General features: G+C 57.3%; 12 protein-coding genes. 7 read left to right on the forward strand and 5 right to left on the reverse strand.

Translation table 11 applies throughout. From position 1 onward, the window contains the following. Positions 1 to 20 precede the first annotated feature (20 nt). The gene (locus tag ACJTMZ_RS15900; RefSeq protein WP_003861887.1) at positions 21 to 524 is read left to right on the forward strand and encodes a GNAT family N-acetyltransferase; all 504 of its coding nucleotides are present in this window, start codon (positions 21 to 23) and stop codon (positions 522 to 524) included. Between the two features lie 83 nt (positions 525 to 607). Then, on the forward strand, positions 608 to 1,627 hold the full coding sequence (locus tag ACJTMZ_RS15905) for an NAD(P)-dependent alcohol dehydrogenase (protein ID WP_015571992.1): 1,020 nt from the start codon (positions 608 to 610) through the stop codon (positions 1,625 to 1,627). A 92-nt stretch (positions 1,628 to 1,719) separates the two neighbouring features. On the opposite strand, the gene ACJTMZ_RS15910 is transcribed toward ACJTMZ_RS15905, so the two are convergent. Next, entirely contained in the window at positions 1,720 to 3,366 is a 1,647-nt protein-coding gene (locus ACJTMZ_RS15910) for a dihydroxyacetone kinase subunit DhaK (protein WP_032655246.1), read from the reverse strand. A 137-nt stretch (positions 3,367 to 3,503) separates the two neighbouring features. On the opposite strand from ACJTMZ_RS15910, the gene ACJTMZ_RS15915 reads away from it, so the two are divergent. Then, positions 3,504 to 5,006 carry a helicase HerA-like C-terminal domain-containing protein gene (locus ACJTMZ_RS15915; protein WP_023304496.1) on the forward strand — a complete coding sequence of 501 codons (1,503 nt, stop codon included), beginning with the start codon at positions 3,504 to 3,506 and terminating at the stop codon, positions 5,004 to 5,006. On the opposite strand, the gene ACJTMZ_RS15920 is transcribed toward ACJTMZ_RS15915, so the two are convergent. Then, complete coding sequence (locus tag ACJTMZ_RS15920) at positions 4,986 to 5,927, reverse strand: TIGR01212 family radical SAM protein (RefSeq protein WP_109937898.1); 942 nt, start codon at positions 5,925 to 5,927, stop codon at positions 4,986 to 4,988. The two genes, ACJTMZ_RS15915 and ACJTMZ_RS15920, sit on opposite strands and share 21 nt — an antisense overlap. A 687-nt stretch (positions 5,928 to 6,614) precedes the next feature. Here ACJTMZ_RS15920 and gltB point away from each other — a divergent pair. The 4 genes from gltB to ACJTMZ_RS15940 all read left to right on the forward strand — a co-directional run bounded on the left by gltB (position 6,615) and on the right by ACJTMZ_RS15940 (position 15,223). Then, on the forward strand, positions 6,615 to 11,075 hold the full coding sequence (gltB, locus tag ACJTMZ_RS15925; protein WP_141414483.1) for a glutamate synthase large subunit: 4,461 nt from the start codon (positions 6,615 to 6,617) through the stop codon (positions 11,073 to 11,075). Between the two features lie 9 nt (positions 11,076 to 11,084). After that, a complete protein-coding gene (gltD, locus tag ACJTMZ_RS15930) occupies positions 11,085 to 12,503 on the forward strand; it encodes a glutamate synthase subunit GltD (RefSeq protein ID WP_017382721.1) in 1,419 nt (472 codons plus the stop codon). 187 nt (positions 12,504 to 12,690) lie between these two features. Then, positions 12,691 to 13,941 (forward strand): cytosine permease, encoded by a 1,251-nt coding sequence (gene codB, locus ACJTMZ_RS15935; protein WP_047733894.1) that lies wholly within the window; start codon positions 12,691 to 12,693, stop codon positions 13,939 to 13,941. Beyond that, the gene (locus tag ACJTMZ_RS15940; RefSeq protein ID WP_015571997.1) at positions 13,931 to 15,223 is read left to right on the forward strand and encodes a cytosine deaminase; all 1,293 of its coding nucleotides are present in this window, start codon (positions 13,931 to 13,933) and stop codon (positions 15,221 to 15,223) included. The genes codB and ACJTMZ_RS15940 overlap by 11 nt, the downstream gene beginning before the upstream one ends. Before the next feature lie 89 nt (positions 15,224 to 15,312). On the opposite strand, the gene nanQ is transcribed toward ACJTMZ_RS15940, so the two are convergent. The 3 genes from nanQ to ACJTMZ_RS15955 form a co-directional block, all read right to left on the reverse strand. Then, a complete protein-coding gene (gene nanQ, locus ACJTMZ_RS15945) occupies positions 15,313 to 15,780 on the reverse strand; it encodes an N-acetylneuraminate anomerase (RefSeq protein WP_023295505.1) in 468 nt (155 codons plus the stop codon). Continuing rightward, complete coding sequence (gene nanK / locus ACJTMZ_RS15950; RefSeq protein WP_047062767.1) at positions 15,780 to 16,652, reverse strand: N-acetylmannosamine kinase; 873 nt, start codon at positions 16,650 to 16,652, stop codon at positions 15,780 to 15,782. The genes nanQ and nanK overlap by 1 nt, the downstream gene beginning before the upstream one ends. Before the next feature lie 88 nt (positions 16,653 to 16,740). Then, a complete protein-coding gene (locus ACJTMZ_RS15955) occupies positions 16,741 to 18,231 on the reverse strand; it encodes an MFS transporter (RefSeq protein WP_015572000.1) in 1,491 nt (496 codons plus the stop codon). Positions 18,232 to 18,247: the final 16 nt, after the last annotated feature.

An 18,247-nucleotide genomic window follows, 5' to 3' on the forward strand; every position in this document is an offset into this window, starting at 1 on the left:
TTTTTGTCATGAGTAATGCTATGAGCGTGATTACCCCCGTCGCGACGACAATGCGTCGGATCACTGAGCAGGACAACCCGGCTATCGCCGCCGTTATCCGCACGGTTTCTGCCGAATATGGCCTGACCGCCGACAAAGGCTACACCGTGGCCGACCCAAATCTGGACGAACTTTTTCAGCTGTACAGCCAGCCGGGCCATGCCTACTGGGTCATCGAGCAGGACGGCCAGGTCGTGGGCGGCGGCGGCATTGCCCCACTGCTTTGCAGCGAGCCGGATATCTGTGAACTCCAGAAAATGTATTTCCTGCCAACGATACGCGGACAAGGCCTGGCGAAAAAGCTGGCGCTGGTTGCCCTGGAACATGCACGCTCACAGGGCTTTAAACGTTGCTACCTTGAAACCACCGCTTTCCTTAAAGAGGCCATTGGCCTGTATGAACATCTCGGCTTTGAGCATATCGATGCGCCACTGGGCTGCACGGGCCACGTGGACTGCGAAGTCAGGATGCTGAAAAGTCTGTAAGTTTTGTTCCTGCCGTCTTCTGTTAAGCGTCTGTAAACTGAATGCTCTACACTCACAGTTCACACCAAAACAGGGGAAATGCGATGTCGAAGATAAAAAGCTACGCCGCACCGCAGGCGGGTGCAGAACTTGAGCTGTACGAGTACGATGCGGGCGAACTAAAAGCGGAAGACGTCGAAGTACAGGTTGATTACTGCGGGATCTGCCACTCAGATCTCTCGATGATCGACAATGAATGGGGCTTCTCCAGCTATCCGCTGGTGGCCGGGCACGAAGTCATTGGCCGCGTCGTGGCGCTCGGCAGCGCCGCGCAGGACAAAGGGCTGAAAGTGGGCCAGCGCGTGGGTATCGGCTGGACGGCACGCAGCTGCGGCCACTGCGACGCCTGTATCAGCGGCAATCAGATCAACTGCCTTGAGGGCGCTACGCCGACCATCCTGAACAAGGGCGGTTTCGCCGATAAGCTGCGCGCCGACTGGCAATGGGTTATCCCGCTGCCGGACAGCATTGATATCGAATCCGCCGGTCCGCTGCTGTGTGGCGGTATCACCGTCTTTAAACCGCTGCTGATGCATCACGTCACCGCCACCAGCCGCGTGGGCGTGATCGGGATTGGCGGTCTGGGCCATATCGCCATCAAGCTGCTGCACGCGATGGGCTGTGAAGTGACGGCGTTCAGCTCTAACCCGGCGAAAGAGCAGGAAGTGCTGGCCATGGGTGCGGATAAAGTGGTGAACAGTCGCGATCCCCAGGCGCTCACCGCTCTGGCAGGCCAGTTTGACCTGATCATCAACACCGTCAACGTCGATCTCGACTGGCAGCCGTACTTTGAAGCCCTGGCCTACGGCGGTAACTTCCACACCGTGGGTGCGGTGATGAAGCCGCTGCCGGTTCCGGCGTTTACCCTGATCGGCGGCGATCGCAGCATATCCGGCTCTGCTACCGGCACACCATATGAGTTACGCAAGCTGATGAAGTTTGCCGGACGCACAAAAGTGGCACCGACCACCGAACTGTATCCGATGTCAAAAATCAACGAAGCGATCCAGCACGTGCGCGACGGCAAAGCCCGCTACCGCGTGGTGTTGAAAGCGGATTTCTGATGTGAGATTGCCGGGGAATGTGCGGCCTGATGCCCTCACCCCAACCCTCTCCCACAGGGAGAGGGCGCAAACACTAAAAACGGTAACGGTTGTTACCGTTTTGCATCTACCATGGTCTTAAACACTTCCGCCACCGCGACCGCCCCCGGATCCATCACCCCGTCCAGATTCTCTTTATTCACGTACGACGAACGCCCCGCGCCGGCTTTCGCCATTTTCGCCGTTGCTTCAGCCCCTTGCTGCGCGGCCTGCGCTGCCGCCTGAATATTGCCTTTCTGTAACGCCTCCAGCGCCGGTTGCAGGGCATCGATCAGCGTACGATCGCCGAGATCTGCACCGCCATACTGCTTCATCTGCGCCAGTCCGCTCAGCAATGCTTCAGGTAGCGGCTGTCCATCGTGAAGCTTTTGTCCTGCCGCAGTGAAGAAGATTGACATCAACACCCCACTCGATCCGCCCATCACCGTTGCCAGCCGCTCGCCAACCAGCAGGAGGAATGTCGGCACGTCGTTAAGGGGCAGGTTGTTCTCCTCAAGTCGCTGCGCAATATCCCGCGCCCCTTGCGCAAAGGTGGAGCCCGTATCGCCATCGCCTACTTTGGCATCCAGCGCGTTAAGGCGATTTTCCAGCTGGATCAATGTTTTCGTTACCGAGGCGACGGCCTCGCTCACCTGCGGATTGTCCGACGGGGTATATTCCACGCGATCATGAAGGGCGCTATGGGGGACGGTACGCAGGGGCGCGAACGCGACGGGCTTCTGCCAGCCCAGCGTCTCGACCTCGGCGTGAATCGCCTTCTCGAAGAAATCGTTGAGCTTTAACAGCGTTAGCGAAAAGCCTTTCATATCCAGCGCACTCACCAGCGGCGCCGGGCCAATCAGATACGCAATGTTCTCTTTCAACGCCGAATGCGCCAGCTCTTTGGTGAGCAGAGCCATCTCCAGCGCTGACACGCCGCCGAGGTTGTTGATCAGCACCGCAAAGCGCCCGTCACCCGCCTGGGCTTTTAGCGGCGTCACCAGCGTATCGATAATCGCCCTGCTGTTCTGCGTATCCACCACCGATGCCCCCGGCTCGCCGTGAATCCCCAGCCCCAGCTCCACGTGGCCTTGCCTGATGCGCCCTTCTTCATCATCGCTACCCGGCAGGTTACAGGTTTGCATCGCAACCCCCAGGCTCCAGAGGTTATCGCAGGCCTGTTGCGCAATATCCCGCACGTCGTTCAGCGATTTCCCCTGTTCTGCCGCATATCCCGCAATCTTATGCACCAGCGCCGTTCCCGCGATACCACGCGGCTGCTTGTTATCCGGTAGGGCGATATCATCCGCCACGATAACCATCTCGACCTTCAGGCCGTAGCGTTTGGCTTTTTCCGCCGCCAGGCCAAAGTTAAGCCGGTCGCCGGTGTAGTTTTTCACAATCAGCAGGCAGCCACGATCGCCCGTCACCGCCACAATGGCATTGAGGACCGCATCCACGCTTGGGGAAGCGAACAGATCGCCACACACCGCTGCGGTAAGCATGCCTTTACCGACGAACCCGGCATGTGCCGGTTCATGGCCGGAGCCGCCACCGGAGATCACCGCCACGCGGCTTTTATCCCAGTCGCCGCGAGCCACCACGCGGATGGCCGGATCGATATCCAGTTTGACGAGATTACCGTGCGGCGCGGAGAGAAGTATGCCTTCAATGGCATCGTTGACAAGCTGTTTGCGGTCGTTAAAAAAGAATCTGGACATAGTTTCCCAAAATTTTGTTTACCGTATGCAAAAGCATAGTCCGCACTGGATAATGCGCCGCAAAGTGAGGAATTTACGCAGACATTTTGCCGTCAGGTTGCCTATACTCCACCCAGGACTACGAGAGGACGTGCATCATGAGTACACCATTGTTAATCGCCAGGACGCTGGAAAAAGAGCTGTTTTTACTGCCCGCGATGGCGAACCGTCATGGCCTGATCACCGGCGCGACCGGGACGGGAAAAACCGTCACCCTGCAAAAGCTGGCTGAGTCGTTGTCAGAGACTGGCGTGCCGGTTTTTATGGCTGACGTGAAGGGCGATTTAACCGGGGTGGCTCAGGAAGGTGCAGCGTCAGAAAAACTCCTCGAGCGCCTGAAAAATATCGGCATCACGGACTGGACGCCGCACGGTAATCCGGTGGTGGCCTGGGATATCTTCGGCGAAAAAGGCCATCCGGTGCGCGCCACCGTCTCCGACCTCGGCCCGCTGCTGCTGGCCCGTCTGCTTAACCTCAACGACGTGCAGTCCGGGGTACTGAACATTATCTTCCGTATCGCCGACGATCAGGGGCTACTGCTGCTCGACTTCAAAGATCTGCGCGCCATCACCCAGTACATTGGCGATAACGCCAAATCCTTCCAGAACCAGTACGGCAATATCAGCAGCGCCTCGGTGGGCGCCATTCAGCGTGGGCTCCTGACGCTGGAGCAACAGGGTGCCGAACACTTCTTCGGCGAGCCAATGCTGGATATCAAAGACTGGATGCGTACCGACAGCAGCGGCAAAGGCATCATCAACATTCTGAGCGCAGAGAAGCTCTACCAGATGCCGAAGCTTTACGCCGCCAGCCTGCTGTGGATGCTCTCTGAACTGTACGAACAACTGCCGGAAGCAGGCGATCTGGAAAAACCCAAACTGGTGTTCTTCTTTGACGAAGCGCACCTGTTGTTTAACGACGCGCCGCAGGTGCTGCTGGATAAAATTGAACAGGTTATCCGCCTGATCCGCTCCAAAGGCGTCGGGGTCTGGTTTGTGTCGCAAAACCCGTCGGATATTCCGGACAACGTACTGGGGCAGTTGGGTAACCGCGTGCAGCACGCCCTGCGCGCCTTTACGCCGAAAGATCAGAAAGCGGTGAAAGCCGCGGCGCAAACCATGCGCGCCAATCCGGCCTTTGATACCGAAACCGCCATTCAGGCGCTGGGTACCGGTGAAGCGCTGATTTCGTTCCTTGATGCAAAAGGCAGCCCGACAGTTGTCGAGCGTGCGATGGTGATTGCGCCCTGCTCGCGCATGGGGCCGGTAACGGACGATGAACGCAACGCCCTGATTAATCACTCCCCGGTGTACGGAAAGTACGAAGACGAAGTAGATCGCGAATCTGCATTCGAAATGCTGCAAAAAGGGGTGCAGGCGACTGCCGAATCGCAGGATGCCCCTGCCGCAAAAGGGCAATCTGTTGCCGTGGACGACGGCATTCTCGGCGGGCTGAAAGATATTCTGTTCGGCAGCACCGGGCCACGCGGCGGCAAACGCGATGGCGTGGTTCAGACCATGGCAAAAAGCGCGACGCGTCAGATTACCAACCAGATAGTACGCGGCATGCTGGGAAGTCTGCTAGGCGGCCGTCGCCGGTAGCGGGGGAACCCACGGGCAGCCAAGCGCCGACCCCTGTACGCCGTTCTCCTGTAGATAGCGGTCGATTTCCAGCATCCCCGTCCAGCGGTTCTCACACCAGAGCGGTGCCAGAAGCGTTGGGCGGCGGGCACTGGCCGAGATGCGGTGGTAAACAATCTCCGGAGGCGTGTGGCGAATCATCTCCCCCGCCGTCACCGTATAGTCGTCGAGTTCGATACCACTTAACCGCCCCGCTTCCCAGGCTTTCGCCATTATGCTGCCCTTCACGATATGCAGCGGATGCAGCTTAATGCCATCCACGCCGGTCTCGACGACTTTTTCCAGCGTTTCCAGCCCGTGCTGCTGCCCTTCTCCTGGCAAGCCGACAATCAGATGCGAGCAGACTTTTAATCCACGCTCACGGGCGAGACGCGTGGTGCGCTGGTAGCAGGCGAAATCATGCCCGCGATTGATACGGTGCAGGGTTTTGTCATGCGCGGTCTGCAAGCCCAGCTCCAGCCAGATCTCGTAGCCCTTCTCTTTGTACTCACTAAGTAAATCCAGCACGGCCTCCGGCACGCAGTCCGGACGCGTCCCCACGCACAGCCCGACAATGTTCGCTTGAGCAACCGCCTGCTGATACATCGAGCGCAGCACCTGCACCTCAGCCCACGTGCTGGTGTAGGCCTGGAAATAGGCCAGATACTGCTTCGCGCGATTCACCAGACTCGCCTGATGGGCGAGCTGTTCAGCGATAGATTTATGCTGCTGGGCCTCGTCAGCAAACGAGGCCACGTTACAGAAAGTGCAGCCACCACGCCCGATAGTGCCATCGCGATTCGGACAGCTAAAGCCGCCGTGCAGCGTCAGTTTGTGAACTTTTTGCCCATAGCGCTGCAAAAGATCCCCACCAAACATATTGACTAATTTCTGTAACTGCATAATCTGATAGACCGTCCCGAAGAAAGGGGACAAGCCTGCCATTTTTAGCCTCTGTCGGCGATGACCTGGATCAATCGCCCTGGACGGCCTTTATCTGCTTGAATAAATAATCACGATTACCGAGATTTCATTCACCCTGTACGTAATTACTTTTCCTTATGTTCTGATGGTTTTTTTCATTTATAGCGCCAGGACTGAAAAACAGTGATTTTATGCGGGTTTGAATGCAACACCAGATTAATATTCTGCTATAAATCTGCATTTCAGCACGCTGCATCGATAATACCGCTTTCATATAGTGAGTCAGATCACACTCCCCTGCACCTCCCCGGTGCTTTAAGTGGTTGTAAAAATAGTTAAATACATATTAAAAACAAAAAGATAACTACGCTTTAGCACATTTTTGTATAAATAAGATTGCCATTTGACCTGTGTACCAATTCCCGATAAGTTGGAAATCCGCTGGAAGCTTTCTGGATGAGCGGCCTGCTCATCATATTTATGCAGTAATTGAGATTCCCTCTGAAGCAAGTCCTCAAACTTGTTTACCTGCGCGAAAGGATGAAAAAGAGGGCGAATGCGAGGTCCGCGTATGAAACGCTAACCCCGTCGCCATGCTCTTTCTGCGCCTGTGCGCCACGGTAAAGTTCAGTGGGAAGCCCGACGAGCCTGGGGAGGTTCACTGATATGTTGTACGATAAATCCCTTGAGAAGGATAACTGTGGTTTCGGCCTGATCGCCCACATAGAAGGCGAACCTAGCCACAAGGTAGTGCGTACTGCTATTCACGCACTGGCCCGTATGCAGCACCGTGGCGCCATCCTTGCCGATGGTAAAACCGGCGACGGTTGCGGCCTGCTGCTGCAAAAACCGGATCGTTTCTTCCGTATCGTAGCGGAAGAGCGCGGCTGGCGTTTAGCCAAAAACTACGCTGTCGGTATGCTGTTCCTGAATCAGGATCCTGAAAAAGCTGCCGCGTCGCGCCGCATCGTTGAAGAAGAACTTCAGCGTGAAACCCTGTCGATTGTCGGCTGGCGCGATGTGCCAACCAACGAAGGGGTGCTCGGTGAAATCGCCCTCTCCTCGCTGCCTCGTATTGAACAGATTTTTGTCAACGCGCCTGCGGGCTGGCGTCCGCGTGATATGGAACGCCGTCTGTTTATCGCCCGCCGCCGCATTGAAAAACGTCTTCAGGATGATAAAGAGTTCTACGTCTGTAGCCTCTCTAACCTTGTGAACATCTATAAAGGTCTGTGTATGCCGGCTGACCTGCCGCGCTTCTACCTGGACCTGGCGGACCTGCGTCTGGAATCGGCCATTTGCCTGTTCCACCAGCGCTTCTCCACCAACACCGTTCCACGCTGGCCGCTGGCGCAGCCGTTCCGCTACCTGGCGCATAACGGCGAGATCAACACCATCACCGGCAACCGCCAGTGGGCCCGCGCCCGTACCTATAAATTCCAGACGCCGCTGATCCCGGACCTGCACGATGCCGCGCCGTTCGTGAACGAAACCGGCTCGGACTCCAGCTCCATGGATAACATGCTGGAACTGCTGCTGGCGGGCGGGATGGACATCGTGCGCGCCATGCGTCTGCTCGTGCCACCGGCCTGGCAGAACAACCCGGATATGGACCCTGAGCTGCGCGCGTTCTTCGACTTTAACTCCATGCACATGGAGCCGTGGGACGGCCCGGCGGGCATCGTTATGTCCGACGGTCGTTTTGCCGCCTGTAACCTGGACCGTAATGGTCTGCGTCCGGCGCGCTACGTTATTACCAAAGACAAGCTCATCACCTGTGCCTCTGAAGTCGGGATCTGGGATTACCAGCCAGACGAAGTGGTCGAGAAAGGCCGCGTCGGACCGGGCGAGCTGATGGTGATCGACACCCGCGGTGGGCGTATTCTGCATTCCGCCGAAACCGACAACGATCTGAAGAGCCGCCATCCGTACAAAGAGTGGATGGAGAAAAACGTGCGTCGTCTGGTGCCGTTTGAAGATCTGTCGGACGAAGAAGTGGGCAGCCGCGAGCTGGACGATGACACCCTCGCGAGCTTCCAGAAGCAGTTTAACTACAGCGCGGAAGAGCTGGACTCGGTTATCCGCGTGCTCGGTGAAAACGGCCAGGAAGCGGTCGGCTCAATGGGTGACGATACCCCTTTTGCCGTGCTCTCCAGCCAGCCACGCATTATTTATGACTACTTCCGTCAGCAGTTTGCGCAGGTCACTAACCCGCCAATCGATCCGCTGCGCGAAGCCCACGTCATGTCGCTGGCCACCAGCATCGGCCGTGAGATGAACGTCTTCTGTGAAGCTGAAGGCCAGGCGCACCGTCTGACCTTTAAATCACCGATCCTGCTGTACTCCGATTTCAAACAGCTCACCACCATGACCGAGGAGCACTATCGCGCCGACACGCTCGATATCACCTTCGACGTGACCGAAACGAGCCTCGAAGAGACGGTGAACGCGCTGTGCGTTAAAGCCGAGCAGATGGTGCGTAACGGCACCGTTCTGCTGGTGCTGTCTGACCGCAACATCGCGAAAAACCGTCTGCCGGTGCCTGCACCCATGGCGGTGGGGGCTATCCAGACGCGTCTGGTGGACAAGAGCCTGCGCTGCGACGCCAACATCATCGTTGAAACCGCGAGCGCGCGCGACCCGCACCACTTTGCGGTGCTGTTAGGCTTTGGCGCCACGGCAATCTACCCGTATCTGGCCTACGAAACGCTGGCCCGCCTGGTGGATACCCGCGCGATCGACAAAGACTACCGTGCTGTGATGCTGAACTACCGTAACGGCATCAACAAAGGTCTGTACAAGATCATGTCCAAAATGGGCATCTCGACCATCGCCTCTTACCGCTGCTCGAAGCTGTTTGAAGCGGTCGGCCTGCATGACGACGTCGCCAACCTCTGCTTCCAGGGCGTGGTCAGCCGTATCGGCGGCGCCGGTTTTGCTGACTTCCAGCAGGATCTGGTGAACCTGTCGAAACGCGCCTGGCTGGCACGTAAGCCTCTGGAACAGGGCGGCCTGCTGAAATATGTCCACGGGGGTGAGTATCACGCTTATAACCCGGACGTGGTGCGCACTCTGCAACAGGCGGTGCAGAGCGGCGAGTACAGCGATTATCAGCAGTATGCAGAGCTGGTGAACAACCGTCCGGCAGCGACGCTGCGCGATCTCATTGCCCTCAATCCAGGTGATGAAGCGGTCAGCATTGACGAGGTTGAACCCGCGTCTGAGCTGTTCAAACGTTTCGACACCGCGGCGATGTCTATCGGCGCGCTGAGCCCGGAAGCGCACGAAGCGCTGGCGGAAGCCATGAACAGCATCGGCGGCAACTCCAACTCCGGGGAAGGCGGTGAAGATCCGGCCCGCTACGGCACCAATAAAGTGTCCCGTATTAAGCAGGTGGCGTCTGGTCGCTTTGGCGTAACGCCTGCGTACCTGGTTAACGCCGACGTGATTCAGATTAAAGTCGCGCAGGGTGCGAAACCGGGTGAAGGCGGTCAGCTGCCGGGTGATAAAGTCACCCCATACATCGCTAAGCTTCGCTATTCAGTGCCGGGCGTGACGCTGATCTCCCCGCCGCCGCACCACGATATCTACTCTATCGAGGATCTGGCGCAGCTGATTTTCGACCTGAAACAGGTCAACCCGAAAGCGATGATCTCCGTGAAGCTGGTTTCCGAACCGGGCGTTGGCACCATTGCCACCGGTGTGGCAAAAGCTTATGCGGATCTGATCACCATCGCCGGTTACGACGGCGGCACCGGCGCAAGCCCGCTCTCCTCCGTGAAATACGCGGGTTGTCCGTGGGAGCTCGGCCTGGTGGAAACCCAGCAGGCGCTGGTCGCTAACGGCCTGCGTCACAAGATCCGTTTGCAGGTGGACGGCGGACTGAAAACCGGCCTCGACATCATCAAAGCGGCGATTCTGGGAGCGGAAAGCTTCGGCTTTGGTACCGGCCCAATGGTTGCGCTCGGCTGTAAATACCTGCGTATTTGCCACCTGAACAACTGTGCAACGGGCGTTGCTACCCAGGACGAAAAGCTGCGTAAAAATCACTACCACGGCCTGCCGTTCAAAGTGACCAACTACTTTGACTTCATCGCCCGTGAAACCCGCGAGCTGATGGCGCAGCTGGGCGTGAAGCGTCTGGTAGACCTGATTGGCCGTACCGACCTGCTGAAAGAGCTTGAGGGCTTCACGGCCAAGCAGCAGAAGCTGGAGCTGTCTAAGCTGCTGGAAACCGCTCAGCCGCATCCTGGCAAAGCGGTTTACTGTACCGAGAACAACCCGCCGTTCGACAACGGCGTGCTGAACGCACAGCTGCTGCAACAGGCGAAGCCGTATGTGGATGAGAAGCAGAGCAAAACGTTCTGGTTTGATATCCGCAACACCGACCGTTCCGTGGGTGCGTCCCTCTCCGGTTACATCGCGCAAACGCACGGTGACCAGGGTCTGGCGTCGGATCCGATTACCGCGCACTTCAGCGGTACCGCGGGTCAGAGCTTCGGCGTGTGGAACGCAGGCGGAGTTGAGTTATACCTGACCGGCGATGCCAACGACTACGTTGGAAAAGGCATGGCGGGCGGTCTGCTGGCGGTGCGTCCTCCGGTTGGTTCAGCCTTCCGCAGCCATGAAGCGAGCATCATCGGCAATACCTGTCTGTACGGCGCAACCGGCGGTCGTCTGTTTGCCGCGGGCCGTGCGGGCGAACGTTTTGCGGTGCGTAACTCCGGCGCCATCACCGTGGTGGAAGGCATCGGCGATAACGGCTGTGAATACATGACGGGCGGAATTGTGTGCGTCCTGGGTAAAACCGGCGTGAACTTTGGCGCGGGCATGACGGGCGGTTTTGCCTACGTCCTGGATGAAGACGGTGAGTTCCGCAAACGTGTGAACCCGGAGCTGGTGGAAGTGCTGGACGTTGATACGCTGGCCATCCACGAAGAACACCTGCGCGGTTTAATTACCGAACACGTGCAGCATACCGGTTCTTCGCGCGGCGAAGAGATCCTGGCCAACTGGCCGGCGTTCTCTGCGAAATTCGCGCTGGTGAAGCCGAAGTCCAGCGATGTTAAAGCCCTGTTGGGTCACCGTAGTCGTAGCGCAGCAGAGCTGCGCGTGCAGGCGCAGTAAGGAATTCAGATGAGCCAGAACGTTTACCAGTTTATCGACCTTCAGCGTGTTGATCCGCCAAAGAAACCGCTGAAGATCCGTAAAATTGAATTTGTTGAAATCTATGAGCCGTTTTCAGAAGGCCAGGCCAAAGCACAGGCAGACCGCTGCCTGTCCTGCGGTAACCCTTACTGCGAATGGAAGTGTCCGGTCCATAACTACATCCCGAACTGGCTGAAGCTGGCCAACGAAGGGCGTATTTTTGAAGCCGCCGAGCTGTCTCATCAGACCAACACCCTGCCGGAAGTGTGCGGCCGCGTGTGCCCTCAGGATCGTCTGTGTGAAGGCTCCTGTACGCTGAACGACGAGTTTGGCGCGGTAACCATCGGCAACATCGAACGCTATATCAACGATAAAGCGTTCGAGATGGGCTGGCGCCCGGATATGACCGGTGTGCGTCAAACCGACAAGCGCGTAGCGATTATCGGCGCGGGCCCGGCAGGCCTGGCCTGTGCGGACGTGCTGACCCGTAACGGCGTGAAGGCGGTGGTCTTTGATCGCCACCCGGAGATTGGCGGCCTGCTGACCTTCGGTATCCCGGCCTTCAAGCTGGAGAAAGAGGTGATGACCCGCCGCCGCGAAATCTTCACCGGCATGGGCATTGAGTTCAAACTCAACACCGAAGTGGGCCGCGACGTGCAGCTCGACGACCTGCTGAAAGATTACGACGCCGTGTTCCTGGGCGTAGGCACTTATCAGTCCATGCGCGGTGGTCTGGAGAACGAAGATGCGCCAGGCGTGTACGACGCGCTGCCGTTCCTGATTGCGAATACCAAACAGCTAATGGGCTACGGCGAGACCGCCGATGAGCCGTTCGTCAGCATGGAAGGCAAACGCGTGGTGGTGCTGGGCGGCGGTGATACCGCGATGGACTGCGTGCGTACCTCCATTCGCCAGAATGCGGCGCATGTCATCTGTGCCTACCGTCGTGACGAAGAGAACATGCCGGGCTCTAAGCGCGAAGTGAAAAACGCACGTGAAGAGGGCGTCGAGTTCCAGTTCAACATTCAGCCTCTGGGTATTGAAGTGAATGCCAACGGTAAAGTGAGCGGAGTGAAGATGGCGCGCACGGAGATGGGTGCGCCAGATGCGAAAGGCCGTCGTCGCGCGGAGATCGTGGCCGGTTCTGAACACGTGATCCCGGCTGACGCCGTGGTGATGGCGTTTGGTTTTCGTCCTCACAGCATGGAGTGGCTGGCGAAGCACAGCGTAGAGCTGGACTCTCAAGGCCGCATCATTGCGCCAGAAGGCAGCGATAACGCGTTCCAGACCAGCAACCCGAAAATCTTCGCCGGTGGCGACATCGTTCGCGGCTCTGACCTGGTGGTCACGGCGATTGCTGAAGGCCGTAAAGCGGCTGACGGGATCATGAACTTCCTGGAAGTGTAAGCCCCTCTGACTCCCCGGCAGAAGCATAAAGCGGAACGCTGGGGAGCCTGTTTTCAGTAGCCTACCCTTAAGTTAATGGTGCCTTTTTAAGCAAAAAAGCAGCGTAAATCCCGACGTAAACGTTTGCTTTCATGAAAAAAATGTATATTATGCGGCGGATTTTTTGGCCAAAATTCAAGGAGGCGTTGTGTCGCAAGATAACAATTATAGCCAGGGCCCCGTCCCTCTGGCGGCGCGGAAAGGCGTGGTTCCACTCACTTTTGTGATGTTAGGGCTAACGTTTTTTTCCGCCAGCATGTGGACCGGAGGCACGCTCGGTACCGGTCTTTCCTATAATGATTTCTTCCTCGCAGTTCTCTTCGGCAATCTCCTCCTCGGTATTTACACTGCTTTTCTTGGCTACATTGGCGCAAAAACCGGCCTCTCAACCCATCTTCTTGCGCGTTACTCGTTCGGTATAAAAGGTTCCTGGCTTCCCTCCATGCTTTTAGGCGGTACGCAGGTAGGATGGTTTGGCGTCGGCGTAGCGATGTTTGCCATCCCGGTGAGTAAAGCCACGGGCATCGACGTGAACATCCTGATAGCGGTTTCCGGCCTGTTGATGACGTTAACCATTTTTTTTGGCATCTCGGCACTGACGATTTTATCCATCATCGCCGTACCCGCTATCGTCATCCTGGGTAGCTACTCCGTCTGGCTGGCGGTGGACGGCGTGGGAGGATTGGACCACCTCAAATCCATTGTGCCGCAGACGCCGCTCAACTTTTCCAGCGCGCTGGCGCTGGTCGTAGGCTCGTTTATCAGCGCAGGCACGCTGACCGCCGACTTCGTCCGCTTTGGCCGCAATGCCAAAGGTGCCGTTCTGGTGGCGATGGTGGCATTTTTCCTTGGCAATTCGCTGATGTTTATCTTCGGTGCGGCAGGCGCTGCCGCCGTAGGACAGGCCGATATTTCTGACGTGATGATCGCCCAGGGACTGCTGCTGCCGGCCATTGTCGTTCTTGGCCTGAATATCTGGACCACCAATGACAACGCGCTGTACGCCTCTGGTTTGGGTTTCGCCAATATTACTGGCCTTTCCAGCCGTACGCTGTCGGTGGTTAATGGCATTATCGGTACGCTGTGCGCGCTGTGGCTATACAACAACTTCGTTGGCTGGCTGACCTTTTTGTCGGCAGCGATTCCGCCGATTGGCGGGGTGATTATCGCCGACTACCTGATTAATCGCCGCCGCTATGCCAGCTTCGACCACGCAAAATTTGTGTCCGTTAACTGGATTGCCATTTTCTCGGCCGCCCTGGGTGTTGCTGCCGGGCACTACATTCCGGGAATTGTCCCCGTTAACGCAGTATTGGGTGGCGTCTTCAGCTATTTGGTGTTAAACCCATTCGCCAAACGTACCCTTGCTAATCCTTCGGAGGTTTCCCATGCAGAATAATTCCCTCACTATCCGTCAGGCCCGTTTGCAGGGGCAAGAGGGTTTATGGCAAATCACGATTGAGGATGGACGCTTCAGCCGTATCGATCCTCAGGAAACCGCCTCTGCGCCAGTCGGTCAGGTGCTGGACGCCGAATGCGGGCTGGTTATCCCTCCTTTCATCGAGCCGCATATCCATCTGGATACAACGCAAACGGCGGGTGAACCGAACTGGAACCAGTCCGGCACGCTTTTCGAGGGAATCGAGCGCTGGGCCGAACGCAAGGCGATGCTTACCCACGAAGACGTTAAAACTCGCGCGATGCAGACCCTGAAGTGGCAAATCGCCAACGGCATTCAGTACGTACGTACACACGTTGACGTCTCGGACCCCACCCTTACGGCACTGAAAGCCATGCTGGAGGTGAAGCAGGAAGTCGCCCCGTGGGTCGATATGCAAATTGTGGCATTCCCGCAGGAAGGCATTCTTTCTTATCCGAACGGTGAAGAACTGCTTGAGGAAGCCGTGCGTTTAGGGGCGGATGTCATCGGCGCAATCCCCCACTTTGAATTTACGCGTGAATATGGCGTTGAGTCGCTGCATAAAACGTTTTCCCTGGCCAGAAAGTACGACCGACTGATCGATGTCCACTGTGATGAAATTGATGATGAACAATCGCGCTTCGTTGAAACCGTTGCCGCACTGGCACATCGTGACGGAATGGGTTCACGCGTGACCGCCAGCCATACCACGGCGATGCACTCCTATAATGGCGCGTATACGTCCCGACTGTTCCGCCTGTTAAAAATGTCAGGCATTAACTTCGTGGCAAACCCGCTGGTTAACACGCATTTGCAGGGCCGTTTCGATACCTATCCCAAACGCCGAGGCATCACACGCGTCAAAGAAATGCTGGAAGCGGAGATCAACGTCTGCTTTGGTCATGACGACGTTTTCGATCCGTGGTATCCGCTGGGAACCGCGAATATGCTTCAGGTTCTGCATATGGGGCTGCACGTTTGCCAACTGATGGGTTACGGGCAAATAAATGATGGGCTTAACCTGATCACTACCCACAGCGCGAAAACGCTCGATTTGCAGGACTATGGCGTGCGCGTTGGGAATACAGCAAACCTGGTGATTCTCCCGGCAGAGAATGGGTTTGATGCAGTTCGTCGCCAGACGCCGGCACGATACTCTGTTCGCCACGGCAAGGTGATTGCCGAGACGGTGCCCAGCCAGACAACCTTGCACCTGACGCAGCCGGAAGCGGTGACGTTTAAGCGCCAGAATATCGAATAACATTGCCGGATGGCGGCTGCGCCTTATCCGGCCTGCAAATTACGTTATGCCCGCAGGCCTGATAAGCGAAGCGCCATCAGGCCTATAAACTACGTATCCAGCAAGCGGGCGCGTACCTTCACCACGACTTTCTTTATCTCGCCTGGCTCAAGGATTGCGCATCCTGGCTTATGTGGCTCTCCCGGCATAAATACGGCGCACATCCCCGGCCGGAGGGTGACACACTGTTCACCTGCAATCTCACTGCACAACTGATAATCTTCTTCAGGATGAAAATCTTCACGCTGGCGTGCCGAGCCCGTCACGCCAAAGAGGATGCGCTCTTCTCCCGTCAATAACACCTGGATATCAATATATTGCTCATGCAGTTCCGCTTTCTTCTGGTCTGGAAACTGCGTGGCAAACGTCATCACGTTCATGAAGATATCCTCACCGCGAAGCTCATAACGTCCTGCCGCTTTTTCCAGCGGACGGGCAGCCAGCGCGAGGGTTAGCGCCTCCAGAAGAACGGGATGCAACCCCGTGGAGGGAAGCGTCCGAATCTCACCAAAAAACATCATCTTTCTCCCTGAGCTAACAGCGCCGCGCCCAGCAAGCCCGCATCGTGTCGATAGTGCGCGGCGGTTAATTCAACGTGATAAACAGAAGGATGCTCCTCAAGATACGCGCGGACCCGCGCCAGATACCCTCCTGCCAGCCCGATGCTGCCGCCAATCACCACGCGCTGGCAGCCCATCACCGCTTTCGTGTCGGCAATAAGCCGCGCCAGTACCTGTGCAGAACGTTGGACCAGTTCCGCCGCCTGTTTATTTCCCTCTGCCGCGCGCGCAAAAATCGTTTTTGCATCGCATCCTGCAAGCTCTCCCCTGGCTGCGGCGGCAATACCGCGACCAGACGCGATGGCTTCCACGCACCCCACGCGACCACAGCCGCATTGCGGGCCGTTTGGATCGGCGAGCGTATGCCCAAGATGCCCTGCCAGTCCGCCGCTTCCGGTCACGAGTTTCCCGTTACTGACTACGCCGCCCCCCACGCCCGTTGAAACAGTCAGGAATACCATGTCTTTAATTTCCTTCGCACTAACGTGATATTCCGCCCATGCCGCAGCCTGAGCATCATTGATCGCCAGGGTCGGCAAACCAGCAATGTCTTCGAGCGTCTGCACCAGCGGAAAATGGTGCAATCCTCCGAGATTTTGCGGGTTAATCGCCAGCAGATTGCCGTCCTGAATGATTCCGGTTGAGGCAATGGCCGCACGCGTTGCCTGGGTCTGTAACGGCTTGACCAGCTCAGCCAGCGCCTCACGCAGCGCGTCAGGCGTCTTACTGGCGGGCGTAGGGCATTCGCGTCGCGCGTGGATCTGTAAACCGTCATCCACCAGGGCGGCGGCAAGTTTAGTTCCACCTATGTCTATCGCCAGTGTCGTCATAGCACCGCCCCGCTCGGAAATGTTTTTATCCCGTTGTGACATACTTCATCCCTTACGAATGTGCCCGGTACAGGTCCGGGCAAGCGGATTAACTTTTGCTTTTCGCTAAAGCGCTTTTATCGCCGCCAAACGGGACGGCTCCGCTGAAAGGTTTACCGTCAATAGCGTCATGCGTACGCAGGGCTTCTGGCCTGATCCAGCGCTGAACGCGGGAGGGCATATCCAGACCAATAAGCAAGATCACCACAAACGTCAGGCCAAAAGAGAGCGATCCCAGGGCCGTGCCCAGCGCCATATCCTGCGACAGCAGCGCGCCAATCACCGGGGCAATCGCGCCGCCCAACGCGCCAACGTTGTAGGTAAAGCCCAGACCCGCCGCACGCTGGTCGGTATCGAAATAGCCACCGATGAGTTTGGGTAAGATCCCGGAGATCCCCTGCCCCAGCATCTGCTGGAAAAAGAGTAACAAGCCCAACACCCAGACATTGGCGCCGCCGATCGCAAAGACGGGGACAATCAGGAGCTGTGAGGCCAACAGGCTACAGACATAGGCCTTGCGGGTGCCAAGCCAGTCACCGAGAAAACCGCCCACGCAGCAGCCTACTGCCGCGCCGAAGCCGCTAAAGAACAGCACCTTCGCCACCGTTGAGGGATCATAGGCCAGGTCGGTTTTCAGATAAGTGGGTAATAGCGCCTGAATCGGCCAGGAGTAGAGAAAGGCGAAGAGCACGACAACCATCAACGTGACGCCCGTCGGCCAGCGTTTACCGCTGCTTTGCACCATAAAGCTGATAAAGACGATGGCGCACAGCAGGCCGAGAATAACGACCAGCCCCGCGTTGTTGAGTTCGCCTGCAAAACAGAACCACAGCGCCGTACCGGCAAACAGCGTCATCGCCATATTGATGACGCGGTATTTGCCGCGATACAGAATATCAACCATGGTGCGCACCGGGGCTTTGCCTTCGTGCTTCGCTTTCCAGTCCTCAGCTTCCGGAATATTTTTCCGCAGCCACAGGGCAAAGACGATGGGTAGAATGCCGATAAAGAACAGCGCCCGCCAGCCCCAGACGGGCACGACAAGGCTGTAGACCTGGGCCGCAACCACGGCGCCGACGGAGAAACCGGAAATTAGAAAACCACTCGCCTTGTTGCGCAGGTGCTTTGGCCAGCTTTCAATCACATAGGTTGCGCTGGAGCCATATTCCCCCGCCATCCCCATGCCTATCACCATGCGGGCGATAAACAGGGTGACGTAACCCGGCGCAAAACCGCAGGCCAGCGTACCGCAGGAAAAGAGCACGATGCTGGTGATCATCGCCAGCTTGCGGCCATAGCGGTCGCCCATGGCGCCCAGCAGCAGGCCGCCGAACCAGCGCGATATAAAGGCCGCCGAAATCAGGCTCGCCGCTTCCACTGTCGTCAGGGCAAACTCGCTTTTTATTTCTGTCAGGACTAAGGCTATCAATACAAAATCGAAGCCATCAAGCAGATATCCCAGCCAGGCGGCGGAGAAGGCGCGCCACTGAGGACGGGTAAGATGGCGGTACCACGGGATGCTTTGGGTAGACTTACTCATTTCACTCTCCCGACGA

The sequence above is a fragment of the Enterobacter sp. DN genome, assembly GCF_046054285.1.
GTDB lineage: Bacteria > Pseudomonadota > Gammaproteobacteria > Enterobacterales > Enterobacteriaceae > Enterobacter > Enterobacter hormaechei_C.

Bases quoted from the DNA above. Each gene is read 5' to 3' on its own strand.
- ACJTMZ_RS15910 (WP_032655246.1), bottom strand. From the start codon at position 3,366: ATGTCCAGATTCTTTTTTAACGACCGCAAACAGCTTGTCAACGATGCC.
- ACJTMZ_RS15915 (WP_023304496.1), top strand. From the start codon at position 3,504: ATGAGTACACCATTGTTAATCGCCAGGACGCTGGAAAAAGAGCTGTTT.
- gltD (WP_017382721.1), top strand. From the start codon at position 11,085: ATGAGCCAGAACGTTTACCAGTTTATCGACCTTCAGCGTGTTGATCCG.
- nanK (WP_047062767.1), bottom strand. From the start codon at position 16,652: ATGACGACACTGGCGATAGACATAGGTGGAACTAAACTTGCCGCCGCC.
- ACJTMZ_RS15955 (WP_015572000.1), bottom strand. From the start codon at position 18,231: ATGAGTAAGTCTACCCAAAGCATCCCGTGGTACCGCCATCTTACCCGT.
- gltB (WP_141414483.1), top strand. From the start codon at position 6,615: ATGTTGTACGATAAATCCCTTGAGAAGGATAACTGTGGTTTCGGCCTG.
- ACJTMZ_RS15920 (WP_109937898.1), bottom strand. From the start codon at position 5,927: ATGCAGTTACAGAAATTAGTCAATATGTTTGGTGGGGATCTTTTGCAG.
- ACJTMZ_RS15940 (WP_015571997.1), top strand. From the start codon at position 13,931: ATGCAGAATAATTCCCTCACTATCCGTCAGGCCCGTTTGCAGGGGCAA.
- nanQ (WP_023295505.1), bottom strand. From the start codon at position 15,780: ATGTTTTTTGGTGAGATTCGGACGCTTCCCTCCACGGGGTTGCATCCC.
- ACJTMZ_RS15900 (WP_003861887.1), top strand. From the start codon at position 21: ATGAGCGTGATTACCCCCGTCGCGACGACAATGCGTCGGATCACTGAG.
- ACJTMZ_RS15905 (WP_015571992.1), top strand. From the start codon at position 608: ATGTCGAAGATAAAAAGCTACGCCGCACCGCAGGCGGGTGCAGAACTT.